Origin of the sequence: Rhodococcus spongiicola, assembly GCF_004011835.1 — a bacterium.
GTDB classification, from domain to species: Bacteria; Actinomycetota; Actinomycetes; order Mycobacteriales; family Mycobacteriaceae; genus Prescottella; species Prescottella spongiicola.
In genome coordinates this window covers 88,762-114,986 of record NZ_RKLN01000005.1, presented here as the reverse complement: position 1 = coordinate 114,986, position 26,225 = coordinate 88,762, and the positions used below count along the sequence as shown (strand labels likewise).

25 protein-coding genes and 4 tRNA genes are annotated in these 26,225 nt (G+C 64.8%); 27 read left to right on the top strand and 2 right to left on the bottom strand.

The genetic code is table 11. The annotated features are described in order from the left end of the window. Positions 1-15: 15 nt before the first annotated feature. The gene (locus tag EF834_RS13945; RefSeq protein WP_127947838.1) at positions 16-1,290 is read right to left on the bottom strand and encodes a geranylgeranyl reductase family protein; all 1,275 of its coding nucleotides are present in this window, start codon (positions 1,288-1,290) and stop codon (positions 16-18) included. Between the two features lie 112 nt (positions 1,291-1,402). On the opposite strand from EF834_RS13945, the gene EF834_RS13940 reads away from it, so the two are divergent. Together EF834_RS13940 and htpX are read left to right on the top strand one after the other, a co-directional pair. Continuing rightward, complete coding sequence (locus EF834_RS13940) at positions 1,403-2,431, top strand: polyprenyl synthetase family protein (RefSeq protein WP_127947837.1); 1,029 nt, start codon at positions 1,403-1,405, stop codon at positions 2,429-2,431. Between the two features lie 114 nt (positions 2,432-2,545). Then, positions 2,546-3,409, top strand: coding sequence for a zinc metalloprotease HtpX (gene htpX, locus EF834_RS13935; RefSeq protein WP_127947836.1), 864 nt, complete (start codon positions 2,546-2,548; stop codon positions 3,407-3,409). 60 nt (positions 3,410-3,469) lie between these two features. On the opposite strand, the gene EF834_RS13930 is transcribed toward htpX, so the two are convergent. After that, positions 3,470-3,961, bottom strand: coding sequence for a YajQ family cyclic di-GMP-binding protein (locus EF834_RS13930; RefSeq protein WP_127947835.1), 492 nt, complete (start codon positions 3,959-3,961; stop codon positions 3,470-3,472). A gap of 168 nt (positions 3,962-4,129) precedes the next feature. Between EF834_RS13930 and EF834_RS13925 the strand changes: the two genes are divergently transcribed. From EF834_RS13925 to rpoB, 25 genes are all read left to right on the top strand, one after another. Further along, positions 4,130-4,215 (top strand) — tRNA-Tyr (locus EF834_RS13925). Positions 4,216-4,489: 274 nt separating this feature from the next. Continuing rightward, positions 4,490-4,562: transfer RNA gene (locus EF834_RS13920), tRNA-Thr, on the top strand. Between the two features lie 45 nt (positions 4,563-4,607). Then, positions 4,608-4,680 (top strand) — tRNA-Met (locus EF834_RS13915). A gap of 62 nt (positions 4,681-4,742) precedes the next feature. Further along, a complete protein-coding gene (rpmG, locus tag EF834_RS13910) occupies positions 4,743-4,910 on the top strand; it encodes a 50S ribosomal protein L33 (protein ID WP_003937613.1) in 168 nt (55 codons plus the stop codon). 144 nt (positions 4,911-5,054) lie between these two features. Beyond that, positions 5,055-5,540 (top strand): (3R)-hydroxyacyl-ACP dehydratase subunit HadA, encoded by a 486-nt coding sequence (hadA, locus tag EF834_RS13905; RefSeq protein ID WP_127948116.1) that lies wholly within the window; start codon positions 5,055-5,057, stop codon positions 5,538-5,540. Continuing rightward, positions 5,527-5,952 (top strand): (3R)-hydroxyacyl-ACP dehydratase subunit HadB, encoded by a 426-nt coding sequence (gene hadB, locus EF834_RS13900; RefSeq protein WP_127947834.1) that lies wholly within the window; start codon positions 5,527-5,529, stop codon positions 5,950-5,952. The genes hadA and hadB overlap by 14 nt, the downstream gene beginning before the upstream one ends. Positions 5,953-6,137: 185 nt before the next feature. Beyond that, positions 6,138-6,210: transfer RNA gene (locus tag EF834_RS13895), tRNA-Trp, on the top strand. 33 nt (positions 6,211-6,243) lie between these two features. Beyond that, positions 6,244-6,735, top strand: a complete 492-nt coding sequence (gene secE, locus EF834_RS13890; protein ID WP_127947833.1) for a preprotein translocase subunit SecE — start codon at positions 6,244-6,246, stop codon at positions 6,733-6,735. 60 nt (positions 6,736-6,795) lie between these two features. Then, positions 6,796-7,623, top strand: a complete 828-nt coding sequence (gene nusG / locus EF834_RS13885; protein WP_127947832.1) for a transcription termination/antitermination protein NusG — start codon at positions 6,796-6,798, stop codon at positions 7,621-7,623. 108 nt (positions 7,624-7,731) lie between these two features. Continuing rightward, positions 7,732-8,166 (top strand): 50S ribosomal protein L11, encoded by a 435-nt coding sequence (gene rplK / locus EF834_RS13880; protein WP_127947831.1) that lies wholly within the window; start codon positions 7,732-7,734, stop codon positions 8,164-8,166. 92 nt (positions 8,167-8,258) lie between these two features. Next, positions 8,259-8,972, top strand: a complete 714-nt coding sequence (gene rplA / locus EF834_RS13875; RefSeq protein WP_127947830.1) for a 50S ribosomal protein L1 — start codon at positions 8,259-8,261, stop codon at positions 8,970-8,972. 491 nt (positions 8,973-9,463) lie between these two features. After that, positions 9,464-10,015, top strand: a complete 552-nt coding sequence (gene rplJ, locus EF834_RS13870; RefSeq protein ID WP_127947829.1) for a 50S ribosomal protein L10 — start codon at positions 9,464-9,466, stop codon at positions 10,013-10,015. 86 nt (positions 10,016-10,101) lie between these two features. Next, the gene (rplL, locus tag EF834_RS13865) at positions 10,102-10,491 is read left to right on the top strand and encodes a 50S ribosomal protein L7/L12 (RefSeq protein WP_127947828.1); all 390 of its coding nucleotides are present in this window, start codon (positions 10,102-10,104) and stop codon (positions 10,489-10,491) included. 271 nt (positions 10,492-10,762) lie between these two features. Then, positions 10,763-11,812 carry an ABC transporter ATP-binding protein gene (locus tag EF834_RS13860; RefSeq protein WP_127948115.1) on the top strand — a complete coding sequence of 350 codons (1,050 nt, stop codon included), beginning with the start codon at positions 10,763-10,765 and terminating at the stop codon, positions 11,810-11,812. 11 nt (positions 11,813-11,823) lie between these two features. Then, positions 11,824-12,612, top strand: a complete 789-nt coding sequence (locus tag EF834_RS13855; RefSeq protein ID WP_127947827.1) for an MlaE family ABC transporter permease — start codon at positions 11,824-11,826, stop codon at positions 12,610-12,612. A 4-nt stretch (positions 12,613-12,616) separates the two neighbouring features. Beyond that, entirely contained in the window at positions 12,617-13,477 is an 861-nt protein-coding gene (locus tag EF834_RS13850; RefSeq protein ID WP_127947826.1) for an MlaE family ABC transporter permease, read from the top strand. After that, positions 13,474-14,799, top strand: coding sequence for an MCE family protein (locus EF834_RS13845; RefSeq protein ID WP_127947825.1), 1,326 nt, complete (start codon positions 13,474-13,476; stop codon positions 14,797-14,799). Before EF834_RS13850 ends, EF834_RS13845 begins: the two co-directional genes overlap by 4 nt. A gap of 8 nt (positions 14,800-14,807) precedes the next feature. Beyond that, the gene (locus tag EF834_RS13840; protein WP_127948114.1) at positions 14,808-15,872 is read left to right on the top strand and encodes an MCE family protein; all 1,065 of its coding nucleotides are present in this window, start codon (positions 14,808-14,810) and stop codon (positions 15,870-15,872) included. Then, positions 15,869-16,870, top strand: coding sequence for an MCE family protein (locus tag EF834_RS13835; protein WP_127947824.1), 1,002 nt, complete (start codon positions 15,869-15,871; stop codon positions 16,868-16,870). The genes EF834_RS13840 and EF834_RS13835 overlap by 4 nt, the downstream gene beginning before the upstream one ends. Further along, positions 16,863-18,089: an MCE family protein gene (locus EF834_RS13830; RefSeq protein ID WP_127947823.1), complete on the top strand. Its 1,227-nt coding sequence runs from the start codon at positions 16,863-16,865 to the stop codon at positions 18,087-18,089. Before EF834_RS13835 ends, EF834_RS13830 begins: the two co-directional genes overlap by 8 nt. Before the next feature lie 11 nt (positions 18,090-18,100). Beyond that, positions 18,101-19,339 (top strand): MCE family protein, encoded by a 1,239-nt coding sequence (locus EF834_RS13825; protein ID WP_206615282.1) that lies wholly within the window; start codon positions 18,101-18,103, stop codon positions 19,337-19,339. Next, positions 19,339-20,589: an MCE family protein gene (locus tag EF834_RS13820; RefSeq protein ID WP_127947821.1), complete on the top strand. Its 1,251-nt coding sequence runs from the start codon at positions 19,339-19,341 to the stop codon at positions 20,587-20,589. Before EF834_RS13825 ends, EF834_RS13820 begins: the two co-directional genes overlap by 1 nt. A gap of 38 nt (positions 20,590-20,627) precedes the next feature. Next, positions 20,628-21,275 carry a mammalian cell entry protein gene (locus tag EF834_RS13815; RefSeq protein WP_127947820.1) on the top strand — a complete coding sequence of 216 codons (648 nt, stop codon included), beginning with the start codon at positions 20,628-20,630 and terminating at the stop codon, positions 21,273-21,275. Between the two features lie 27 nt (positions 21,276-21,302). Then, complete coding sequence (locus EF834_RS18530; protein WP_235871203.1) at positions 21,303-22,214, top strand: mammalian cell entry protein; 912 nt, start codon at positions 21,303-21,305, stop codon at positions 22,212-22,214. A 394-nt stretch (positions 22,215-22,608) separates the two neighbouring features. Continuing rightward, positions 22,609-26,115: a DNA-directed RNA polymerase subunit beta gene (rpoB, locus tag EF834_RS13805; protein WP_127947819.1), complete on the top strand. Its 3,507-nt coding sequence runs from the start codon at positions 22,609-22,611 to the stop codon at positions 26,113-26,115. Positions 26,116-26,225: the final 110 nt, after the last annotated feature.

Sequence of the window (26,225 nt, the reverse complement as noted above, 5' to 3'; positions counted from 1 at the left end):
ATCGGGTGACCCTGCTCAGCTGAACGGCGGCCGGGAATCCAGCCGCAGCGACGCCCCACCGGACGCCCGCCAGGCACGAGCCACGACGTCGGCGTCCTCCTCGGTCACGAGATTGCCCATCACCCGCACCGCGACGGTCATTATCGCCCGCGAGCGCATCGCGACCGGACCCGACGCCGGCAGGAAACGCGCCAGCGTCAGTAGTCCCGCGAGGCGGCGTGCGATCGAGAACGCCCTGCCGTACTGGTCACGCAGGATCGCCGGCCACACCTCGGTCAAATCGTCGTCGGCGAGCGCGCGGGACACCAAACGCCCACCCTCGAGCCCGTAGTCGATACCTTCACCGTTGAGCGGGTTCACACACGCCGCCGCATCGCCGATCAATGCCCAATTGCGGCCCGCCACGTTCGACACGGCTCCGCCCATCGGCAGCAACGCCGACGCCACCGAATGCACATCACCGGCCAGCTGCCACTCGGCGCGGCGCTGCATCGCGTACAGCTCGAGCAGCGGTCGGAGCGCGCCCGCCGTCGGCCGTTTGGCCGTCGCGAGCGTCCCGACGCCGATGTTGACCGCACCGGTACCGAGCGGGAACACCCAGCCGTAGCCGGGCTGCAGGGTGCCGGAATCGTCGCGCAACTCCAAGTGCGACGTGATCCATGGATCATCGTGGCGACCAGACGATACGTACGCACGCGCCGCGACCCCGTACGTGGTGTCGCGATGCCACTCCCGGCCCAGCTGCTTGCCGAGCGGCGATCGGACGCCGTCCGCGACGACGAGCTTCTCGCACGTGACTGTGCGCGGGCCGGCGGCGGTCTTCAATGTCACCGCGCGCACCCGATTGCCGTCACGCTCGACCCCGACAGCCTTGGCGCCCTCCACCATTTGCGCACCCGACTCGATCGCCGCCAGGCGCAGGCGGTTGTCGAGCTCGGCTCGGGGGACCGCGCTGCCGACGGTCGGGAGGGTGCCTCCGGGCCACGGCAACCGCAACTCCCGGCCCCAGCCAGTCAGGCGCAGACCTCGGTTGACCGTACATTCGCGAACCCAGCCACCAAGGCCGAGGAGATCGAGTTCGGCGACCGCCCGCGGCGTCAGACCGTCACCACATGTCTTGTCCCGCGGGAACGTCGCCGCGTCGACGAGGAGTACGTCGCGGCCGTCGCGCGCGGCCCAGGCCGCTGCCGCGGAACCCGCCGGACCTGCGCCGACTACCAGCACCTCCGTGCTCGAGGGGAGCTTCGGTACGTCGCTGAACCCAGCGTTCGGGGAATGTTCGGCCACCACCCCAGTATGTTCTCAGTCGAGATGGCCGACTGCGCCGAGGGCAGGTGAGGCGATCGCTGGTGGTAACGCTAGGTTCACTACCGTGGTAACCGAGGCGTCACCGACTACAGGAATGAGTACTGGCATCGTGAGCACTGAGGGGCCGAGCACTGTCATTGCCGGAGTGGATCTCGGCGACCAGCAGCTTGCTGATCTGGTGCGCGACCGGCTCACCCGTGTCGAGGAGCTCTTGGTCAGTGAACTGTCCGACGGTGAGGACTTTCTGACCGAGGCGGCTCTGCACCTCGCGAAGGCGGGCGGCAAGCGGTTCCGCCCACTGTTCACCGTCCTGACCGCACAGCTCGGACCCAAGGGCGCCGACCCGGACGTGGTCACCGCAGCCACCGTCGTCGAGCTCGTCCACCTGGCGACGCTGTATCACGACGACGTCATGGACGAGGCCGCAATGCGACGCGGCGCGCCCAGCGCCAACGCCCGATGGAGCAACAGCATCGCGATCCTCGCCGGCGACTACCTTTTCGCGCACGCCTCACGACTGGTATCCACGCTCGGCCCGGAGGCCGTGCGGATCATCGCCGAGACGTTCGCGGAGCTTGTCACCGGCCAGATGCGCGAGACGATCGGCGCCCGCGACAAGAAGGACCCGGTCGAGCACTACCTCCAAGTCGTGTGGGAGAAGACCGGATCCCTGATTGCCGCCAGCGGCCGGTTCGGCGGCACCTGCTCCGGCGCGGACGCCGACCAGATCGCCCGACTCGAGCGGTTGGGCGACGCTGTAGGCACCGCGTTCCAGATTGCCGACGACATCATCGACATCTCGTCGGTGTCCGCGCAGTCCGGCAAGACGCCCGGCACCGACCTCCGTGAGGGCGTCCATACGCTGCCCGTGCTGTATGCGCTGCACGAGGACGGTCCTGAGGCCGATCGGCTGCGGGTGCTGCTCGATGGTCCGGTCACCGACGACGCAGACCTCGCCGAGGCGCTCGCCCTGCTGGAGCGTTCGGCGGGCATGACCGCAGCCAAGGCGAAACTTGGTGAGTACGCCGACCGGGCTCGGGCCGAACTCGCCCTGTTGCCGCAGGGGCCGGCCAACGAGGCGCTGGTCCGGCTCGTGGACTACACCGTCGAACGCGTCGGCTGATCACCTACTGAACAGTCTTCGAACCAGCGCGGGAACCGTGATCCCGGGCTGGTTCGTTGTAGTGTCAGGGCCGTTCCCGCATTGGGGCGGTGCTGGACAGGGAAGAGGCGAGTGGTGCACGGCTACGCAAACGGTGCCAAGACGTTCGGCCTGCTGGTCGGCATGTCGGCGCTCATCATCTTCATCGGCTCACTGTTCCAGAACCAGACCATCCTGATCTTCGCGATCTTTCTGGCTGTGGCGACCAACGCGTGGGCCTACTTCAACAGCGACAAGCTCGCGCTGCGGGCGATGCGTGCCCAGCCGATTACCGAGGTTCAGGCACCCGTCATCTACAAGATCGTCCGCGAACTCGCGACCACCGCTCACCAACCGATGCCGCGGCTGTACATCAGTCCCACCGCAGCACCCAATGCGTTCGCGACCGGTCGCAATCCTCGGCACGCGGCGGTGTGCTGTACGAGTGGCATCCTCGACATCCTCGACGAGCGAGAACTGCGCGCCGTGCTCGGTCATGAACTCTCACACGTCTACAACCGCGACATCCTGATCTCGTCGGTTGCAGGTGCGATGGCAGCCATCATCTCGGGCCTGGCGAACATGGCGATCTTCGCGAACCTGTTCGGCGGGCGTGGACAGGGTGGCGCCAATCCGCTAGCGCTTCTGGTGGTATCGCTGCTCGGTCCGATCGCGGCGACCATCGTCAAGCTGGCGGTGTCTCGATCGCGGGAATACCAGGCCGACCAGTCCGGCGCCGAACTCACGGGGGATCCGCTGGCGCTCGCGTCGGCGCTGCGCAAACTCGAACGCGGCACCCAGGCAGCGCCGCTACCGCCGGAACCGAAGATCGCGGCCCAGTCGCACATGATGATCGCCAACCCGTTCCGCGCCGGCGAGCGGGTCAGCAAGCTCTTCTCCACGCACCCACCGATGGCCGACCGCATCGAGCGACTCGAGCGAATGGCAGGGATGCGCTGACGGACGGTGCGCGCTCAACCGTCACAGCTGGGGGCGCGCACCGTGGCCGTCGCAGCTGCCCTAGCGATAGTTGACGAACTGCAGGGCGATACCGAAGTCCTCGTTCTTCAGAAGCGTGATGACCGCCTGTAGGTCGTCACGCTTCTTACTGGTCACACGCAGCTCGTCGCCCTGAATCTGCGCCTTGACGCCCTTGGGGCCCTCGTCGCGGATCTTCTTCGAGATCTTCTTGGCGTTCTCGCTGCTGATGCCCTGGACCAGGGATCCGCTCAGCTTGTAGATCTTGCCGGACTGTGAGGGCTCCCCGGCATCGAACGCCTTCAGCGAGATGTCGCGGCGAATCAGCTTCTCCTTGAACACCTCGAGCGCCGCCAGGAGGCGCTCCTCGGTCTCGGCACTCAGTGCGATCGACTCCTCGCCGGACCACTCGATGCTCGCCCCGGTGTTCCGGAAATCGAACCGGGTGCCCAACTCCTTCGCGGCCTGATGCAGAGCGTTGTCTACCTCTTGACGGTCAACCTTGCTCACCACGTCGAAGGACGAATCAGCCACTTCACACTCCTATTTCACTAGCAGTCGAGCCCACCACGGGCAGTGGCGGGTTGGCCTCGACGCTATCGGTTCGCAACCGCCCGTATCCACTCGGTTTGCGTATCCGGGGGGACTTCGTTGTATTCTTCGATACGCGTCAGGGCGCCGAGGTGCCCTGGTCGCAGTCAAGGCAGGTTGCCCGAGCGGCCAATGGGAGCGGACTGTAAATCCGTCGGCTTACGCCTACGTAGGTTCGAATCCTACACCTGCCACCAGTTCAGCCCCGGTACTGAAAAGTTCCGGGGCTGAACTGTTTTCGGCGCCCAGTCGTCGAGCTCTCGTCGTCCGCCCTGGGTCGTCGGCACTGTGGTCGTCGCCCGGTAAGGAGGCCGCCCTTCTCGTCGTGGGGCCGGCGAGGGCAAAGGGCCGCTGTGACCCGATATCGTAGTGGCGAGGATTCACCTATCTTGACCAGCAAATTTGGTGCTGGGGTAAAGGTCTGTGTAATCTTCTGGAGGCTTCAGCGCACGGGGTGCGCAGTGAAGCCGCGCCCCCTTAGCTCAGTCGGCAGAGCGTTTCCATGGTAAGGAAAAGGTCGACGGTTCGATTCCGTCAGGGGGCTCGCTGGATTGTGGTGCCGCCGTTTTAGCGCGACACTCGACACCGAGGCGGTGTAGCTCAGTTGGTAGAGCAAACGACTCATAATCGTTGCGTCGCCGGTTCAAGTCCGGTCACCGCTACACAAGATGAATGATCCATCCTGATCGATTTCTGATCAGATTCACGCGAAAGAAGGCGTCCAGTGGCCTCCTCGACTGATGTTCGGCCGAAGATCACCTTGGCCTGCGAGGTGTGCAAGCACCGCAACTACATCACCAAGAAGAACCGTCGCAACGATCCCGATCGCCTCGAGCTGAAGAAGTTCTGCCCGAACTGCGGAACTCACCGAGCTCATCGCGAGTCCAAGTAGTTTCTTCTCGTAGTTGACGCTCGCGCGTCGCGTTCACTGACAGACTGCCCTAATGGATGGCGTCGACAGGGGGGTATTGCCGTGACAGAGACAGTCGTGAGAGAGGCCGAGTTGACGGTCGATCCCGCCGCACATGCGGCCGCGATGGTGGGACACCACTATCGCGTGAGCGACTTCTACGAAATCGGCAGGGAGAAGATTCGCGAGTACGCCCGCGCCGTGCTCGACGACCATCCCGCTCATCACGACGAGGAAGCGGCCCAGGGCCTCGGATACGACGGCCTCGTCGCACCGCTGACCTTCCTGTCGGTCCTCGGTATGCTCGCCCAGCGCAGGCTGTTCGAGGAGATCGTCACAGGCTACGACCTCAGCCAGATCATGCAGACCGATCAAAGGTTCGTGTTCCACCGGCCGCTGAAGGCCGGCGATCGCCTGATCGCCGACATCTACCTGGAGTCGTTCCGCCAGGTTGCCGGCAGTGACATCATCGTCACCAAGAACATCGCCTCCGATCTGAACGGCGAACCGGTTCAGACCACCTGGACCACACTTGTTGCGCGCTCCGGGGGTGAGGTGGACGACAACATCGCCCACGCGGTCAGGGATGTGATGATGCATGTCGCTTCGTAGGTTCGAGGACGTCGCTGTCGGTGACGAACTGCCCGAACGCGTCGTTACCCTGACCCGTGGCAACCTCGTCAACTACGCCGGCGTGTCGGGCGACCCCAACCCGATCCACTGGAGTGACCACGTGGCCCGTCTTGCGGGCCTGCCGGACGTCGTCGCGCACGGAATGCTCACCATGGGTCTGGGTGGCGGATTCGTCTCGTCCTGGCTCGGCGATCCGGGTGCCGTGACCGAATACAACGTTCGGTTCACCAGCCCGGTGTATGTGGCGGCCGACAAGGCCGCCGAAGTGCAGTTCACCGGCAAGATCAAGTCGGTGGACGCCGAAAGCAAGACCGCGGTAGTCGCGATCGTGGCGAAATCCGAGGGTCGTAGGATTTTCGGACGAGCCACGGCAACGGTCCGCTTGGCCTGAGCGCCGAGCGGATTGGGTTTGATCCGGTCGTTCAAGTACACTAAAGTTTCTGGGGTTACTCAGGCGCTGCGCGCTGCCCAACGGTTCCGTCACAGGTTGTTGCTACAGGCTGTGAACGGTCCGCACGGGGTGGCGCGCATGTCATGTGAACCCAGATTGGTCGGCCGGCTCGATCGGCCGACCGAAGGGGCGTAGCTCAATTGGCAGAGCAGCGGTCTCCAAAACCGCAGGTTGCAGGTTCAAGTCCTGTCGCCCCTGCACCCGGATTGGCCAGCGACTGAGAGGAACGACGTGAGCGAGGAGCGCGGCAAGCGCGACGGCGGCACGACCGGGTCTTGGGACTCCAGCCCCGTCGACGAATCGGCCGTTTCCAATCAGTCCGCAAACGGCAACACTTCTGCTGAAGAGAACCCCACGAGCGCGGTCCCAGCAGGAAGGCCGAGTGGCAAGCGCACCGGGCGTCGAGCCGGCGCCGTGGAGGCGTCGAAGCCCGCGGTCGCGGCTTCCTCCGTCAGGTCGCCGAAGGCGCGTTCCGTCGACGCCTCGAAGTCGGGTGCCAAGAAGTCCGGCACCGTGGACAAGCCCCACACCGAGAACATCTTCAAGCGGATTCGTCGCTTCCTGCGGGAAGTGATCGCCGAACTCAAGAAGGTCATCTGGCCCAATCGCAAGCAGATGATCACCTACACCATCGTGGTGCTCGTGTTCGTCACCTTCATGGTGACGTTCATCTCCGTCCTCGACGTGGTGTTCCTGAGGGGCGCCTCCTGGTTGTTCGGCTAACCCGGGCGCGCCCGTCGGCGTTCCTGAACGATGTGATTGACGAGAGGAAGAGTGCCTCCAGTGAGCACCCCCGAGAACGACTCTGACGAGGGCTCGGCCGAGGAGCGTGTTTCGGCCGAGGCCCAGGCCGATGAGCGTGTTTCGGCCGAGACCGTAGCCGAAGACGGTGTGTCTGACGACGCAGTTGTCGAAGGCGACGCTGCCGGTGGGCAGGTCGAGGACGGTGCCGTGGCAGAGCAGGCTCCGGAGACCGCAGAGGAAGAGGTCGATCCTGCCGCCGAGTTCAAGGCGGCGCTGCGCAGGGCTCCCGGCGACTGGTACGTCATCCACTCCTACGCCGGCTACGAGAACAAGGTGAAGGCCAATCTCGAGACGCGCGTCCAGAATCTCGACGTCGGTGACTACATCTTCCAGGTGGAGGTTCCCACGGAAGAGGTCACCGAGATCAAGGGCGGCCAGCGCAAGCAGGTCAATCGCAAGATCCTGCCCGGCTACATCCTCGTCCGCATGGACCTCAACGACGAGTCGTGGGGCGCGGTCCGCAACACCCCGGGCGTCACCGGCTTCGTCGGTGCCACCTCGCGTCCGTCGCCGTTGTCGTTGAACGAGGTCATGAAGTTTCTCATGCCGCAGGAGGGGCAGAAGAAGCCCGCGGCCGCTGCTGCCGTCGCCGGCGGTGAGGCTGCGGCTCCGGCCACGGCCAAGCCGGCAATCGAGGTCGACTTCGAGGTCGGCGAGTCGGTCACCGTCATGGACGGCCCGTTCGCGACCCTGCCGGCGAGTATCAGCGAGGTGAATGCCGAGCAGCAGAAGCTCAAGGTCCTAGTCTCGATCTTCGGTCGCGAGACCCCGGTGGAGTTGTCCTTCAACCAGGTCCAGAAGATCTAGCCCACATCCCGCGTCGTTCGGTGCTCGACGTCGTGGGACCGGACCTCGGGACCCGCACACTTGCACGCAGTACGCAAGAAACAAACCCAGTAAGAACAAGGAACGAAGATGCCCCCCAAGAAGAAGAAGCTCGCAGGGCTCATCAAGCTTCAGATCCAGGCTGGTCAGGCCAACCCTGCACCGCCCGTGGGTCCGGCGCTCGGTCAGCACGGCGTCAACATCATGGAGTTCTGCAAGGCCTACAACGCGGCGACTGAGTCCCAGCGCGGCAATGTAATCCCTGTGGAGATCTCGGTCTACGAAGACCGCAGCTTCGATTTCAAGCTGAAGACCCCGCCGGCCGCCAAGCTGCTGCTCAAGGCTGCTGGTGTCCAGAAGGGCTCCGGCGAGCCGCACAAGACCAAGGTCGCGACCGTGACCATGGACCAGGTGCGCGAGATCGCGAAGACCAAGCAGGAAGACCTCAACGCGAACGACATCGACGCGGCCGCGAAGATCATCGCGGGCACCGCTCGTTCGATGGGTATCACGGTCGAGGGCTGATTCCGCCCGTGGGAGGACCGGCCAGGTCCGAAACCACAACTGAACCATTCGCCCGGAACAGTACGCCCGGGTGAGAAGTAAGGACAGAAGAAATGGCAAAGCGCAGCAAGGCATATCTCGCCGCCGCGGAGAAGATTGACGCGACCAAGCTCTACAGCCCCCTGCAGGCTGCGAAGCTGGCCAAGGACACCTCGTCGACCAAGATGGACGCGACCGTCGAGGTTGCGATCCGCCTGGGCGTGGACCCCCGCAAGGCAGACCAGATGGTTCGTGGCACGGTCAACCTGCCGCACGGTACCGGTAAGACCGCGCGCGTCGTGGTGTTCGCTGTCGGCGAGAAGGCCGCAGAGGCCGAGGCCGCCGGTGCGGACGCTGTCGGCTCCGACGACCTGATCGAGCGTATCCAGGGCGGTTGGACGGACTTCGACGCCGCGATCGCCACCCCGGACCAGATGGCCAAGGTCGGCCGCATCGCCCGCGTCCTCGGACCGCGCGGCCTGATGCCGAACCCGAAGACCGGCACGGTCACCCCCGAGGTCTCGAAGGCTGTCGCCGACATCAAGGGCGGAAAGATCAACTTCCGCGTCGACAAGCAGGCCAACCTGCATTTCGTGATCGGCAAGGCGTCGTTCGACGACACCAAGCTGGTCGAGAACTACGGTGCGGCACTGGACGAGGTCCTGCGTGTCAAGCCGTCGTCGGCGAAGGGCCGTTACGTCAAGAAGATCACGGTTTCGACCACCACCGGACCGGGCATCCCGGTGGACCCGAACCGTACCCGTAACCTCCTCGAGGACGGCGAGTAAGTCGCGACACCTCGCGACCTGATCGACCCCGAAGGCCGGCGCAGAGCGATCTGTGCCGGCCTTCGACGTATTCGAGGACCGGGCGCGCGAACGAGTCGGCGATGGGCCGCCGAGGCCGTGTGATGGTGGGCACGGTCGGCGAACAGGGCGATGCCGTTTTTGCGCTCGAGAGCCGACTTCGTTACGCTGCTCGATGGAGTTCGGTGCTTGATGCGAGCTCCGCCCCGAAAACTGTTCTACCCAAGACCGTTGGTCACCGTGCCCAGCAATGGGATCGGTTGAAGGTCCGGGATTGCCCGGCGGCCCACGCAGGAGGACGAGGTGGGGGATGTTTGTCTGCGCCCGGCTACGCCGGAAGATGGATCTCCTCGTGTACGCCCCGTGTGCCCTGCACCGGGGCGTTTTGCATGTCACGGCCCACGTCGGACGACTGTCGCGTCGGACGACCGTGTCAACAGTGGAACAACGACTGTCACGAGAGGAGGCGAAGTATGGCAAAGCCTGAGAAGGTTTCCGCAGTAGCGGAGATCACCGAGCAGTTCAAGGAGTCGACTGCCGCAGTGATCACGGAATACCGTGGTCTGTCGGTAACGAGCCTGACCGAGCTGCGACGCGCTCTCGGAGAGGGTGCCACCTACTCCGTCGCCAAGAACACCCTGGTCAAGCGTGCCGCCGCTGAGGCGGGCGTCGGGGGCCTTGACGACCTGTTCGTCGGACCGACCGCCATTGCATTCATCAAGGGCGAGCCGGTCGACGCTGCGAAGGCCCTGAAGACCTTCGCGAAGGACAACAAGGCGCTCATCATCAAGGGCGGCTACATGGACGGCGCTCCGCTGTCCGTGGATCAGGTCAACAAGATCGCGGACCTCGAGTCCCGCGAGGTGCTGTTGGCCAAGCTCGCCGGCGCGATGAAGGGCAACTTGGCAAAGGCTGCCGGCCTGTTCAACGCTCCCGCCTCGCAGGTGGCCCGCCTGGCCGCCGCGCTGCAGGAGAAGAAGGCTGCGGAGGGCGGGGCCGAGGCTCCCGCCGAGGCCGCCGAATAGCTGATCCGCACCTGCGCATCACAACCATCACCACCTGTCCGGTCGCGGATCGGCGACACAGGACTTAGATAGGAAGGACCGCCATCATGGCGAAGCTCACCACCGAAGAGTTGCTGGACGCGTTCAAGGAGCTCACCCTCCTCGAGCTCTCGGAGTTCGTGAAGGCTTTCGAGGAGACCTTCGAGGTCACCGCCGCCGCTCCGGTCGCAGTTGCGGCTGCCGCGGGTGCTCCGGCTGCTGCCGGCGAGGCCGAGTCCGAGCAGGACGAGTTCGACGTCATCCTGGAGTCGGCTGGCGACAAGAAGATCCAGGTCATCAAGGTCGTCCGCGAGGTCGTGTCCGGCCTGGGCCTGAAGGAGGCCAAGGACCTCGTCGAGGGCGCGCCGAAGCCGATCCTGGAGAAGGTTGCCAAGGACGCTGCCGACGCTGCCAAGGAGAAGCTCGAGGCTGCCGGCGCGAAGATCACCGTCAAGTAAGACGATCTTCCGCTTCGCATCTTGGCGAAGCAACTTGTCTCGTCGAGGCAAGGACGAAAGGGCCGTTCCCGTTGTGGGGCGGCCCTTTCTGGATTTCGGCCTTGATCCGGTCGTGATGTTCGGACATAGTTTCAACCGCAAACCATCCGGCTGTGGATGAACCTTACTCACAGGTCAGGTTCGGTGGCAGGGATGGCAACGCCAATGCGATACAGTGACGCAACCCACAGTGAGCACCACGGTGGGGGCGACTTGCCTGACGCAGGAGGAAATAGTGGGAGTCGAGGTAGCGGTCGAAGGGCTCACAAAGTCATTCGGCTCTCAGAAGATCTGGCAGGACGTGACCCTCACGCTGCCGGCTGGCGAGGTCAGCGCACTGCTGGGACCGTCAGGAACCGGCAAGTCGGTGTTCCTCAAGTCCCTGATCGGTCTGCTCCGGCCCGAAGAAGGCTCTATCGTCATCGACGGCACCGATATCCTGCAGTGCTCCTCGCGTGATTTGTACGAGATCCGCAAGCTCTTCGGCGTCCTGTTCCAGGATGGTGCGCTCTTCGGGTCGATGAACCTCTACGACAATGTGGCCTTCCCGCTGCGTGAGCACACCAAGAAATCCGAATCCGAGATCCGCCAGATCGTGATGGAGAAACTCGAACTCAACGGTCTGGTCGGCGCGGAGGGCAAGCTTCCCGGTGAGATCTCCGGCGGTATGCGCAAGCGCGCCGGATTGGCCCGTGCGTTGGTGCTCGATCCCCAAATCATCCTCGTCGACGAACCGGACTCCGGTCTCGATCCTGTTCGTACGACGTACCTGAGCCAGCTGCTGATCGACATCAACGCGCAGATCGACGCCACGATTCTGATAGTTACGCACAACATCAACCTCGCTCGCACCGTGCCCGACAACCTGGGCATGCTCTTCCGCAAGCAACTCGTCATGTTCGGGCCCCGAGAGGTGCTGCTGACGAGTGACGAGCCTGTCGTCCACCAGTTCCTCAACGGAAGCAAGATCGGTCCGATCGGAATGTCCGAGGAAAAGGACGAGGTGCAGATGGCGCACGAGCAGGCTCTCGTCGACGCCGGACATCACCACGGCGGTACCGACGACGTCCGCGGTGTGGTGCCACAGATGCAGGCCACACCTGGGCTTCCCTTCCGGCAGGCAGTCGCGCGTCGCCAGGCGCGAGTCCGCCAGATCCTCCACACCCTGCCGTACGAGGCGCAGCAGGGCATCCTGGCGAGCCTGGAAGATGGTGACGACACCCAGGTGATACCCGCGTACGACGACGGAGGACTCGGGCAGTCCACCTTCGAGCGCGGTTAGTGAGACCGCGTATGGGGGCCACCTCGATGCCGAAGCCGCTCACCGGGGCGCTGGAGCAGGCCGGCAATCTCGTCCAACTATTCATCGACGTGGTCCGCAATACCTTCAAGCGACCGTTCCAGTTCAAGGAGTTCATCGAACAGGCCTGGTTCATTGCGAGTGTGACGATCCTGCCGACCGCGCTCGTCGCGATTCCGTTCGGCGCGGTGGTGTCTCTGCAGACCGGCTCGCTCATCAAACAGCTGGGTGCCGAATCGTTCACGGGTGCCGCCAGCGTCCTCACCGTGATCCAACAGGGCAGTCCGATCGTGACCGCGCTCCTGATCGCAGGCGCAGCCGGATCTGCGGTCACCGCCGATCTCGGCTCGCGGACCATCCGCGAGGAGATCGACGCGATGGAGGTTCTGGGCATCAACCCGATCCAGCGTCTCGTCGTGCCGCGGGTGCTAGCGATGGTGCTGGTGGCGGTGCTGCTCAACGGCCTCGTCTCGGTCATCGGCATCGCGGGCGGCTACTTCTTCAACGTCGTCCTTCAAGGCGGTACTCCAGGCGCTTACCTCGCATCGTTCTCGGCGCTCGCCCAGCTTCCCGATCTGTTTGCCGCGGAGATCAAGGCCGCCATCTTCGGTGTCATCGCCGGTGTGGTCGCGGCCTACAAGGGGCTGACTCCGAAGGGTGGTCCCAAGGGTGTCGGAGAGGCGGTGAACCAGGCTGTCGTCATCACCTTCCTGCTGCTGTTCTTCACAAACCTGATCCTCACGGCGGTTTACCTGCAGATTGTTCCGGCGAAGGGGGCGTGAGCGGATGACGATCGCGCGGAGCCGCAGCGACCAGGCGCTGACACGGGTGCGGGGGGCGGTGCGCAAGCCATTGGATGTGCTCGACAATGCCGGCGAGCAGATGTCCTTCTACGTGAGGGCCATCGCGTGGACCCCGCGGACGCTGCGTCGATACGGCAAGGAGGTACTCCGGCTACTCGCCGAGGTGACCTTCGGCAGCGGCGCGCTGGCGGTGATAGGCGGAACGATCGGCGTCATCGTGATGATGTCCGGTTTCACCGGCGTCGTCGTCGGCCTGCAGGGCTTCGCGGCTCTGGATCAGATCGGCAGTTCGGTCCTGACGGGCTTCCTGTCGGCATACGTCAACACCCGTGAACTAGCGCCGGTGGTTGCGGCGCTTGCACTGTCGGCCACGGTGGGCTGTGGGTTCACCGCACAACTCGGCGCGATGCGTATCTCGGAGGAGATCGACGCGCTCGAGGTGATGGCGGTGCCGAGTGTGCCTTTCCTCGTCACCACCCGGGTGATCGCCGGCTTCGTCGCGGTGATCCCGCTCTACATCGTGGGCCTGCTCGCGGCGTATCTCGCGTCGCGTGTCGTGAGCACCGTGATCAACGGCCAGTCCACGGGCTCGTACGACCACTACTTCAACCTGTTCCTGCCGCCCGAGGACGTGCTGTGGTCCTTCGGCAAGGTGTTGGTGTTCGCGTTCGTCCTGATCCTCGTTCACTGCTACTACGGATTCCACGCGAGCGGCGGACCGGCCGGCGTCGGCGTCGCGGTCGGGCGCGCCGTGCGTACCGCCATCGTCACCATCGCCATCCTGGACTTCTTCCTCAGCCTTGCGATCTGGGGCACGACGACCACAGTGCGGGTGGCCGGATGATCGAGTCTCCTTCGAAGCTGCGCCGTCGGGTCATGGGACTTGCGTTCTTCGTGGTTCTGGCCCTGTTCATCGGTGGAACCGTCGCGACCTACAACAAGACCTTCAAGCCCGTCGTCGAGGTCGACCTCGTCACGGACACGGTCGGTAATGCGCTGCCACGGAATGCCGACATCAAGGTGCGCGGTCTGATCGTCGGGGAGGTGCGTGACGCGTCGACCGAGAACGGACAGGTCACGTCGGTCATGGCGATCGATCCGGACAAGGTCGACCTGATCCCGTCGAACGCGACCGCGAGGTTGTTGCCGAAGACGCTGTACGGCGAGCGGTACGTCGACATCGTCATTCCGGAGAATCCGAGCCCCACCCCGATTCGTGCGGGCGGCACCATCCACCAGGACAAGAGCGGAAACGCGATCGAGTTGGGTCAGCTGTTCGATGACCTGTTGCCGCTGCTGCAGGCGATTCCGCCGGAGAGCCTCGCATCGACCCTCGGTGCTCTGTCGCAGGCGCTCGACGGCCGTGGTGAGCGGCTCGGGGTCACCCTCGACCAGCTCGACACGATCTTCGCGGACGTGAACACCCGCATGCCGGACGTGGAGGCCGGTCTGCAGAGTTTCGCGACCTTCACACAGACGTACTCGGACGCCGCGCCGCAGTTGATCGACGCACTCGACGATCTGCGCACCACCAATGCCACCATTGTCGAGGAACGTAACTCCCTCGACGCGCTGATGGCATCGGTCACGTCGACCGGATCGAGCACCACCGACCTGCTCACCACCAACCGCGATTCGCTCATCTCGATCGCCGCGGACTCGCGCGAGGCGCTCGAGATCCTGGCGCGGTTCTCCGGGACGTTCGGCTGCACGTTCGAGAACTTCGCTGAGGTGATGGAGCGGTCCGGTGCGATCACCGGCGAGGGCACCGACATGCCGGGCGCTCGGACCACGATCGAGTTGGTCAACCCTCGAGGTCGCTACCTTCCCAACCAGGACGAGCCGCGGTTGATCGACACCCGGGGACCCCGTTGCTACGAGCCGCCGCCGCTGGGCGTCGACATCGGCCAGTATCCGGGCGGTTCGATTCATGACGGTTCGTACCAGATTCCGACCCGCTACCCGGGCGAGCAGAACATCCCCGAGGTTCCGGCCCCGCAGTACTCGGTGCTGCCGGCCGCGACGTACGCCGGCTCGCAGCTCGAGCGCGACACCCTGGCCGTCGTCTACGGCGCGGCCACCGGTACCGCTCCGGAGGACCTGGCGTCCTGGACGACGATGATCGGTGCCCCTGCGCTCCGCGGAAATGAGGTGAGCGTCAAATGAGGCGACACCTGCGAGGGGTGGCCGGCCCGCTCACCAAACTGCTGATCTTCGCGGTGGTCACGATCGTTGCGACGGGCCTGCTCGCACTCACGATCGCGAATGCAGGTGCCGCCGGGGGAACCAAGTTCAACGCGCGCTTCACCGACGTCACGTCACTGAACAAGGGTGACGAGGTCCGCATTGCCGGAGTCCGCGTCGGACAAGTGACCAAGATCGAGATCGTGGACGACCGCGAGGCGCAGGTCGAGTTCACGGTCACCGATCGCGACTGGCTGCCGGCCAGCACGACGGCGACGATCCGGTTCCGCAACCTCGTCGGGCAGCGGTACATCGCGCTCGAGCAGGGCGCCGGTCAGCAGGGGTACAAGATCACCGAGGGGGAGACGATCCCGCTCGACCGGACCAAGCCGGCCGTGAACCTCACGACGCTGTTCAACGGGTTCCGCCCCCTGTTCCAGACGCTCAGCGCCGACGACGTCAACAGGCTGTCGTACCAGATCATCCAAGTGTTCCAGGGGGAAGGCGGAACCATCGAGGAACTCGTGGCAAACACCGCGTCCCTGACCAACACGATTGCCGACAAGGACAGGGTGATCGGCGAACTGATCACCAACCTCGAGAAGGTGCTCGACACCGTCAACCAGCGTGACGAGCAGGTCGACCAGTTGATCGTGAACACCGAGCGCCTGGTCAGTGGGCTCAACGCAGATCGGGACATGGTCGGTCAATCGGTGCAGTCGCTGTCCGAGTTGACCGCCGCAACCGCGGACCTGTTGGTGCCCACGCGGCCGTCGATCCAAGGCTCGATCGCCGGCCTCAACATGCTGGCCGGGCACATCAACGACCGGTCCGACGATGTGAACCAGGTCCTCGCGAACTTGCCGGTGAAGATGGAGAAGCTGGGCCGGGTCGGCAGCTACGGCTCGTGGTTCCAGTTCTACCTCTGCGGCATCGACATCGTCGCCGGGCCCGGCACCGCGCCGCAGTTGAACCTCCCGACGAATCTCCCGACCGTCAACCAACCGATCTACACCAACGCAGCCCCGCGCTGCTTCGTGGACGGTGAGCGATGAGCAAGAAGCGCACCCCAGCGGTCACCGGTGCCCTCGGCATCGTCGTGATCCTGCTCGCGACCCTGTCGGCGACCTTCCTCGACAGCCTGCCGATCGTCGGTGCCGCCAACCGGTTCACCGCCGAATTCTCCGAAGCTGCGGGACTCAGACCGGGCAATGAGGTGCGGGTGGCCGGTGTGAAGGTCGGCAAGGTGACCGACGTGGAACTCGACGGCGACCGCGTCCTGGTGACATTCCGTACCCAGGACGCGTGGATCGGTGACCAGACCACCGCGTCGATCCAGATCAAAACGATCCTTGGACAGAAGTATCTGGCGCTCGACCCGCGTGGCACCGACGTCCTCCACTCAGGGGCACGGATTCCGCTCGAGCGGACCACGTCGCCATACGATGTCATCGACGCCTTCAGCGACGCGGCGTTGACGCTCGAGCAGGTCGACACCGACCAGCTGGCGTCCAGTTTCGAGGTGCTGTCGCAGGCGTTCTCGGGAACCCCTGACGAGATCCGCAGTTCGCTCGACGGTATCGCCCGGCTGTCCGAGACGTTGGCCAAGCGCGACCAAGAACTCGAGCGGCTGTTCGACGCCACGAGGCAGACTTCGCGGATCATGGCCGACCGCAGCGAGCAGTTCGATCAAATTCTCGCGAACGGGGGCACCCTGCTTGTCGAGCTCAACAACCGGCAGCAGGCGATCGGTCAACTGCTGAGGAGCACGCAGACCCTGTCCCAGGAGCTCACCGGGTTGGTCGCCGACAACGAGGAGCAGATCACCCCGGCTCTGACTCAGTTGCAGGGCGTGATCGACATCCTCAACGAGAACCAGGAGAACGTGAGCAAGGCGCTCGAGTACGCAGGACCGTTCTACCGGATCTACGCCAACGTTCTCGGCAACGGCCGATGGTTCGACACAGCGGTAACCAACCTGACCCCGCCTGGGCTCCCGGAGATCCCCGGATACCGCGAGCCTTTCCGCACTTTGGGGGGACCCGATGAGTGAGACCCGAGCCGGTCGTCGCAGATGGATTCCGGTCGCCCTGATCACGGCATTCGCGGTCCTGGCGGTCGGACTGCCGTGGTGGCTGTTCCAGAACGTGGGCACTACCAGGATCACCGCGTACTTCGACCGGTCGGTGGGCATCTACGCGGGTTCCGACGTGCGTGTCCTCGGTGTCAAGGTCGGCACGGTCGACTCGGTGGTGCCGCTGGGCGCCGAGGTCGAGGTGAAGATGACCGTCGACCGCGGCATCGACATCCCCGCCGACGCACGGGCCGCGCAGGTGACACCATCGGTCGTGTCCGACCGCTACATCCAGCTCACCCCCGTGTACACCGGTGGCGACAAGATGGGCCGAGACGCGACGATCCCGCGATCGCGGACGGCGACGCCGGTCGAGGTCGATCGGTTGTACGCGAGCGTCACCGAACTGTCGGAGGCACTGGGGCCGAACGGCGCCAACAGTGACGGCGCGCTATCCGACCTGGTCGATACCGCGGCCGCGAACCTCGACGGCAACGGCGATGCGCTCGGCAACACCTTCACGCAGTTGTCCGCAGCGGCCCGCAGACTGTCGGACTCTCGCGCCGACATCTTCGACACCGTCAAGAACCTGCAGGTGTTCGTCAGCGCTCTTGCGGCGAACGATGCGCAGGTGCGCCAGTTCAACACCCAACTCGCGGATTTGAGCGGATATCTGGCGGCAGAGAAGGACAGCCTCGGGCTGGCGCTCAACCAGTTGTCGCTCGCACTCGGAGATGTGGCCCGGTTCGTCGAGAACAACAGGGACTTGCTCGACCAGAATCTCGACGGCCTCACGACCGTCACCCAGACCATTGCGGATCAGCGGGATTCGCTCGCGGAGGCGTTGGTGACGATTCCGCTGGCGATCAGCAACCTCGTCAACGCCCACGACGGCGAGTCCGGCACCCTGCACATGCGCGTCGACCTGACCGACCTGCAGGATCCGTTCGGACTGGGCTGCAAGCTCATCGATGTGGCCAAGTTGATGCCCGGTGATCCGCGGTTCGAGGCGATCGGCGAGGAGATGAGGCCGCTCATCGACAACTGCAAGCTCATCACGGATCAGCTGACCGCGGACGTCAGGACCCCGACGTTGAACCTGCCACTGGGTATCTTGAGTGGCGACAATCTGCAGCAGGGGGCGGTTCCAGGAACCGTTCCGGGCATCCAGTCGCCGCGGTTGGGGGGCACGCCGTGAGGGCGGTGAGGATGCGAGCGGCAGCGGTGGCTGCAGGCGTGTGCGCGGTGGCGTTGACGGCGAGCGCGTGCGGTTCGGGTGGCATCTATTCGATCCCATTGCCCGGCGGCGCGGACATCGGCAGCGACCCGATCCGGGTGACGATCCAGTTCGGCGACGTGCTCGACCTGGTCCCGCAGTCGAGCGTCAAGGTCGATGGCGTCCCGGTCGGGCGGGTCGAGAAGATCGAGGTGGCGCCGGACGGCTGGACCGCGCAGGTCGACACCCTGATCAACAGTTCGGTCGATCTCCCGGCCAACGCGGTCGCCGAGGTCGAACAGTCCAGCCTGCTGGGGGAGAAGTTCATCGCGCTCTCTGCACCGGTCGAGGACCCGTCGACCGACCGGCTGGCGAACGGCGCCACCATCCCGATGGATCGAACCCGGTACGCCACCGACATCGAACAGGTGCTTGGTGCTATGTCTTTGCTGCTCAACGGTGGTGGCGTTGCGCAGTTGCAGCCGATCGTCTCGGAGCTCGAAGTGGCCCTCGACGGCCGGGAGACCAAGGTTCGCAGTCTCCTCGAGCAGACGAACACCCTGATTCGGGGGCTCGAGGCGCAGCGTGACTCGATCACTCGCACACTGGACGGACTCGACACGCTCAATGCCCGGGTCGGGGACCAGACCGCCAAGCTCGAGAAGATCCTCGACGAGTTGCCCGAAGGCATCGAGATCCTCGAAGAGCAACGCCCGCAGTTGGTGCAGATGCTTACCCAGGTGGATCGGCTCGGCCAGGTCGGAGCAGACGTCGTCAACCGGTCGAAGGACGACCTGATCGCGGACCTGCGCGCGCTGCGGCCCACGCTGCAGCAGCTGGGCGAGGCGGCACCGGACATCATCACGTCGGCGCCGATCGTTCCGACGTTCCCGTTCCCGGACTCGATCATCCCGTCGATTCACGGTGGCCAGGCCAACGTGTTCTTGTCCATCGACCTGCAGATCGGGGAAGTCCTGTCGAACTTGGGCGTCGGCAAGCCCGACCCGGTCTACTACCCGCCCCAGTACGGTCCTCCGGTCCCGGTGAACCCGAGCAATCCGTACTACAACGGCAACGGTCCGCGACCGGGTTGGCCGACGGTGTCGTTGCTGCCGCTGCCGCCGATCGTGCCGAACCCGGAACCGGCGCCGGGCACAGCTCCGCTGCCGGCGACGAACGCGCCCCAGAACCCGTTCGATGCATTCCTGCAACTGCTGAAGGTGGGTGAGTAATGGTCTCTCGGCTGGCCAGGTGGCAGTTGGTGGCATTCGTTCTCATCGCGGTGCTCGGTATCAGCTTTGTCGGTGCCAAGTACGTCCGACTCGACACCCTGCTCGGGTTCGGCGAATACCAGGTGGATGCGCAGTTCGCGACCTCCGGCGGCATCTTCACCAACGCGGAGGTGACCTACCGGGGTGTACCGGTCGGGCGTGTCGGAGACCTGACACTGACCGAGGACGGGGTGTCGGTCGCGCTCATGATCAGCGACGGTGCCCCCCGGATTCCGGCGTCCGCCAAGGCTGTCGTCGCGAACCGGTCCGCGATCGGTGAGCAGTACGTGGACCTGCAACCTGACACCGACGAGGGCCCGTACCTGACCGACGGGTCGGAGATCTCCGAGAAGAACACGGCCACACCGATCCCGGTCGAGGACCTGATCAGCAGTGTCGACCGGTTGGCCCGTTCGGTGCCCATCGAGTCGTTACGTACGACCGTCGTCGAACTCGGCAAGGCCTTCTCCGGCAAGGGTGAGGACCTGCAGGTGCTCGTCGACTCGCTCAACCGGTTCACCGACACCGCGAATGAGGCGCTGCCGCAGACGCTTGCTCTCATCAGCGACGGCCGGGTCGTCCTCGACACCCAGGCCGACCAGTCCGGCGCGATCCGCGAGTTCAGTAGTGGCCTCGAGCAGTTGGCGGCGCAGCTGAAGTCGAGCGACCCGGATGTCCGAAGGCTGATAGGCACCGGCAAGGACGCCTCGGATACGGTCGGCGTGGTGGTCGACGACAGTGGCGAGGCGCTGACCACGGACCTGACGAACCTGGCGGCGACCTTCACGACGGTAGGCCCGAGGTCGATCACACTGCAGCCGCTGTTCCAGTTCCTGCCTGCGCTGTCGGCCGGAGCCTCGGCGGTAGCTCCCGGCGACGGCACCATCCACTTCGGCCTCGTGTTCGAGACGAACAACCCGGTACCGTGCACGCAGGGCTACGAGGGCACATACGAAATCCTCGAGCAGATGAAGGCCCAGAACCCGAACTTCGACGACACCGTTGACGATTTCCCGTTCAACACGAACGTGCGATGTGCCGTGGAGCAGGGCAACCCGACCGGCGTGCGCAGTGCCGAGCGCATCGTCTATGCCGACCCGCTGACCCCGCAACCGTGGGACACCATCCCCAAGACCGACCCAGACAAGCTCGACCTGAATCCGATCGCCACCCAAATCGCGACCCTCATGGGCGTCGCGCCGATCCGGTAGCGTGCGGAAGCTCAACCACCCGAAAGTAGGGTTGCCGTGTGACGAACACCACGACCAATCGCAGCACCACCAAGAACACGAAAGCCCTGGTAGCGGCGACTGCTGCGGTGATGGTCATCCTCGTCGGCGCGGCGAGCGCAGCGATCGCCTTCGCCCCAGGCTGGTTCGGTGCTGCCTTCGTGGAGAAGCCGAAGGCCGATGCTCGTGAGTCGGCGTTGTCCGACGCCCGTCAGGCCGCGATCAACCTCAACTCGTACGACTCCGCGAACCTGGACCAGTCGTTCGACAACATTGAGTCGTCGATCACCGGCGACCTTACCGACTATGTGACCGCGACTCGGGACCAGTACACGCAACAGATTGAGCAGACTGGCGCGCGCACCATGGCGGAGGTACTCGGGGCGACGCTGACGTCGCTCGACACCGACGACGGTACGGCGGATGCTCTCGTCGTGCTCGCCACCACCACAACGTGGCCGGACCAGTTCTCGGAGACGTGGCGGAAGACGATGAGGTTGACCATGGACGAGGGCGACGACGGGGTCTGGAAGGTATCGGAGTGGGTGAACCTCGGCAACGACGTGCTTCTCGACCAGACCCCGGCGCAGCAGCCGGATCCCAATGCCGGATCGGAAGAACCAGGTGCCGGACCTGAAGAGCCTGGGCCCGACGCCGGCGGCCGGTAGTGCCGAGAATCCGAAGGAGTGTGTGCAGTGCCCCCGATTCGCCGTAAGCCCGGGTCAATCACGTCTTCGCGGCGCCGGAAGATTGCCGGCAGTTCGGTTCGTCCGACTTCCGAAACCAACTCAGCCACTTCCGAGGCCACCCCTGCCGTCCCAGCCGACCCTTCGGCCGCCGCTACGACGCCGGCTGTCGAGGGTCTGTCGACGACCGCGCAGAATGCTCCCGCCAAGGGCAAGGTGGACTTGCGGAAGACCGGGAAAGCTGTTGCTGCGCCGCCTGAAGCAGTCGAGGCTGTAGCGGCCGACGAGGCTACCGCTCCGGAGATTCCAGAGGCTACCGCTCCGGAGATTCCAGAGGCTACCGCTCCGGAGATTCCAGAGGCGGCCGCCCTGGAGGTTCCGGAGGTCGCCGCGCCGGAGGTTCCGGAGGCCGCGCCGGTGGCGACTCCTGGTCGGCTCAGCTGGCGACGCGTGGCCGTGCTCGGCGCCGCCGCGGTGTTGCTGGCGGCGTTCGCGGCCGTTGCGGCGTGGCGGCCGGGCACGCACGTGAGCAACACCGCGTATGTCGACATCGCGGCTACCTCCGAGGTCGCCGACGCGACCCGGTCCGCGCTGGACACGCTCTACGCGTATGCCCCCGACAACATCGATCAGTACCCGGACCGCGCTCGCAGTGTGCTGACCGAGGGGATGCGCGGCGAGTTCGACGAAACCGTCGACGTGACGGTGTCGGCGGTCAAGCAGTCCGGCACGAGCACGGCTGTCCATCTGACCGACGTCGGGGTCAAGGTCCTCGACGGCGACCGCGCAGAATTGGTCGTGAACATGATCGTCAGTGCCGAGGAGAACGGCGTGGCGCAGGGGAGCGCCTCGGGCCCGCTGATCATCCGGATGGAAAAAGTGGGGGGCGTGTGGTTATTGTCTGATATCGCGGATCAGTAGTCGGGCGTTCGGGGCAGATCGGCCAGCGCCCCGTCGCCCGACGAAAGATTCCAGATCGTGGTGTTTCCGACATTCCTTCCGGTCGGAACATCGGGACCGGGCTTGACGCGGAGATCATCACGCGTCACTCTATGCGTGAACATTAACGCGGTAACCCGCGCGCGGCACTCACGCGAAGTGTCTTCTCTGTGCCCTGCTCGACATCGACTGAGTTTGGGTGTAAGTTTGGACGTTGCGCTGGCTGCCTCCTGTCCACCCCTCGACCTCACTGCGGTGAAGCGATCCGCTTCCTGCTCCTGTGGCGAGAATTCGTTCGGGTCGTGACCAGCGAATTCGCCCCACATGAAGAAGCAGATACAGCGGCGGTCGCACCAGCAGTAGCGGCCCGCGTGAGGTGCTGGAAGGACGCATCTTGGCAGTCTCTAGCCAGACCAAGGCAGTTGCCGGAATCCCCGGAGCCCCCAAGAGGATTTCGTTCGCGAAGATTCGTGAACCCCTCGAGGTGCCAGGGCTCCTCGACCTACAGACTGATTCATTCGAATGGTTGATCGGCGCGCAGGCTTGGCGTGAGCGTGCGGCCGCGCGTGGCGACGGAGCGGTCATGGGGGGTCTCGAAGAGATCCTGGCTGAGCTCTCTCCGATCGAGGACTTCTCGGGGTCGATGTCCCTGTCCTTCTCGGACCCGCGCTTCGACGAGGTCAAGGCGCCGGTCGACGAGTGCAAAGAAAAGGACATGACCTACGCGGCGCCGTTGTTCGTCACCGCTGAGTTCATCAACAACAACACCGGTGAGATCAAGAGCCAGACGGTCTTCATGGGTGACTTCCCGATGATGACCGACAAGGGCACGTTCATCATCAACGGCACCGAGCGTGTCGTCGTGTCGCAGCTGGTGCGTTCCCCGGGCGTGTACTTCGACGAGACCATCGACAAGAGCACCGAGAAGACTCTGCACAGCGTCAAGGTCATCCCGGGTCGTGGCGCGTGGCTAGAGTTCGACGTCGACAAGCGCGACACCGTCGGCGTGCGTATCGACCGCAAGCGCCGTCAGCCGGTCACCGTGCTGCTCAAGGCCCTGGGGTGGACCACGGAGCAGATCACCGAGCGCTTCGGCTTCTCCGAGATCATGATGTCGACGCTCGAGAAGGACAACACCGCCGGAACCGACGAGGCGCTGCTCGACATCTACCGCAAGCTGCGTCCGGGCGAACCGCCGACGAAGGAGAGCGCGCAGACTCTGCTCGAGAACCTCTTCTTCAAGGACAAGCGTTACGACCTCGCCCGCGTCGGCCGCTACAAGCTCAACAAGAAGCTCGGTCTGAACGCCGGCGTGCCCGTCGAGGCGTCTGTCCTCACCGAGGAAGACATCGTCGCGACGATCGAGTACCTCGTGCGACTGCACGCTGCTGACCCGGTGATGACCGCGCCCGGCGGCACCGAGGTTCTGGTCGAGGTCGACGACATCGACCACTTCGGCAACCGTCGACTGCGCACCGTGGGTGAGCTCATCCAGAACCAAATCCGCGTGGGTCTGTCCCGCATGGAGCGCGTCGTCCGTGAGCGCATGACCACTCAGGACGTCGAGGCGATCACGCCGCAGACCCTGATCAACATTCGCCCCGTTGTGGCCGCGATCAAGGAGTTCTTCGGAACCTCCCAGTTGTCGCAGTTCATGGACCAGAACAACCCGTTGTCGGGTCTGACCCACAAGCGCCGCCTGTCGGCGCTGGGCCCGGGTGGTCTGTCGCGTGAGCGCGCAGGCCTCGAAGTCCGAGACGTTCACCCGTCGCACTACGGGCGCATGTGCCCGATCGAGACCCCGGAAGGCCCGAACATCGGCCTGATCGGGTCGCTGTCCGTCTACGCGCGGGTCAACCCCTTCGGCTTCATCGAGACCCCGTACCGCAAGGTCGAGGCTGGCCGGGTCACGGATCAGGTCGACTACCTGACAGCGGACGAGGAGGACCGCCACGTCGTGGCGCAGGCCAACTCGCCGGTCGACTCCAGTGGTCAGTTCGTCGAGGAGCGCGTCCTGGTTCGCCGTAAGGGCGGCGAGGTCGAGTTCGTCTCGTCCTCGGACGTCGACTACATGGACGTCTCGCCGCGTCAGATGGTCTCGGTCGCGACCGCGATGATTCCGTTCCTCGAGCACGACGACGCCAACCGTGCCCTGATGGGCGCGAACATGCAGCGTCAGGCGGTGCCGCTGGTGCGCAGCGAGGCCCCGCTGGTCGGTACCGGCATGGAGTTGCGGGCCGCGGTCGACGCCGGCGACGTCATCGTCTCCGAGAAGGGCGGTGTGGTCGAGGAGGTCTCCTCGGACTACGTCACCGTGATGGCCGATGACGGCAGCCGCAAGACGTACCGCCTGCGCAAGTTCGCACGCTCCAACCAGGGCACGTGCGCGAACCAGCGTCCGATCGTGGACGAGGGCCAGCGTGTCGAGTTCGGCCAGGTGTTGGCTGACGGCCCCTGCACCGACAACGGTGAGATGGCGCTGGGTAAGAACCTGCTTGTGGCGATCATGCCGTGGGAGGGCCACAACTACGAGGACGCGATCATCCTGTCGCAGCGCCTCGTGGAGGAGGACGTTCTCACCTCGATCCACATCGAGGAGCACGAGATCGATGCCCGCGACACCAAGCTCGGTGCCGAGGAGATCACCCGGGACATCCCGAACGTCTCCGACGAGGTCCTTGCCGACCTTGACGAGCGTGGCATCGTCCGCATCGGTGCCGAGGTTCGCGACGGCGACATCCTGGTCGGCAAGGTCACGCCGAAGGGTGAGACCGAGCTGACCCCGGAGGAGCGTCTGCTGCGTGCGATCTTCGGTGAGAAGGCTCGCGAGGTGCGTGACACCTCCCTGAAGGTGCCGCACGGCGAGTCCGGCAAGGTCATCGGCATCCGCGTGTTCTCCCGCGAGGACGACGACGATCTGCCTCCGGGCGTCAACGAGCTCGTTCGCGTCTACGTTGCCCAGAAGCGCAAGATCCAGGACGGTGACAAGCTCGCCGGCCGCCACGGCAACAAGGGCGTGATCGGCAAGATCCTCCCGCAGGAGGACATGCCGTTCCTGCCCGACGGCACCCCGATCGACATCATCCTGAACACCCACGGTGTTCCGCGTCGTATGAACATCGGCCAGGTGCTCGAGACTCACCTCGGTTGGATCGGCAAGTCCGGCTGGAACGTGCAGATCGCGGGGGACGGTTCGCGTCCGGACTGGGCGCAGAATCTGCCCGAGGAGATGCTGTCCGCGCCGGCCGAGTCGAATATCGCGACCCCGGTGTTCGACGGGGCCAAGGAGGACGAGCTCAACGGCCTTCTCAGTTCGACGCTGCCGAACCGCGACGGCGAGCAGATGGTGGGTATGGACGGGAAGGCGACGCTGTTCGACGGTCGCTCCGGCGAGCCGTTCCCGTACCCGGTGTCGGTCGGCTACATGTACATCATCAAGCTGCATCACCTGGTCGACGACAAGATCCACGCGCGTTCGACCGGCCCGTACTCGATGATCACCCAGCAGCCGCTCGGCGGTAAGGCCCAGTTCGGTGGCCAGCGCTTCGGTGAGATGGAGTGCTGGGCGATGCAGGCGTACGGCGCCGCCTACACCCTGCAGGAACTGCTCACCATCAAGTCCGACGACGTCGTTGGCCGCGTGAAGGTGTACGAAGCCATCGTCAAGGGCGAGAACATCCCTGAGCCGGGCATCCCCGAGTCCTTCAAGGTGCTCCTCAAGGAGCTCCAGTCGTTGTGCCTCAACGTGGAGGTGCTGTCCTCGGACGGCGCCGCCATCGCGATGGCCGACGGCGATGACGAGGACCTCGAGCGTGCCGCCGCGAACCTGGGCATCAACCTGTCCCGGAATGAGGCCGCAACAGTGGACGATCTCGCCAACTAGATTTCCGGTCCTCGGGCCGTGTGGGAAGCACGTCGCGCACACGGCCCGAGGGCGCTAGAGCACATTTGAATTGGCAGTCAGGAAAAGCGGACCTCCACCGCTGATCCGCA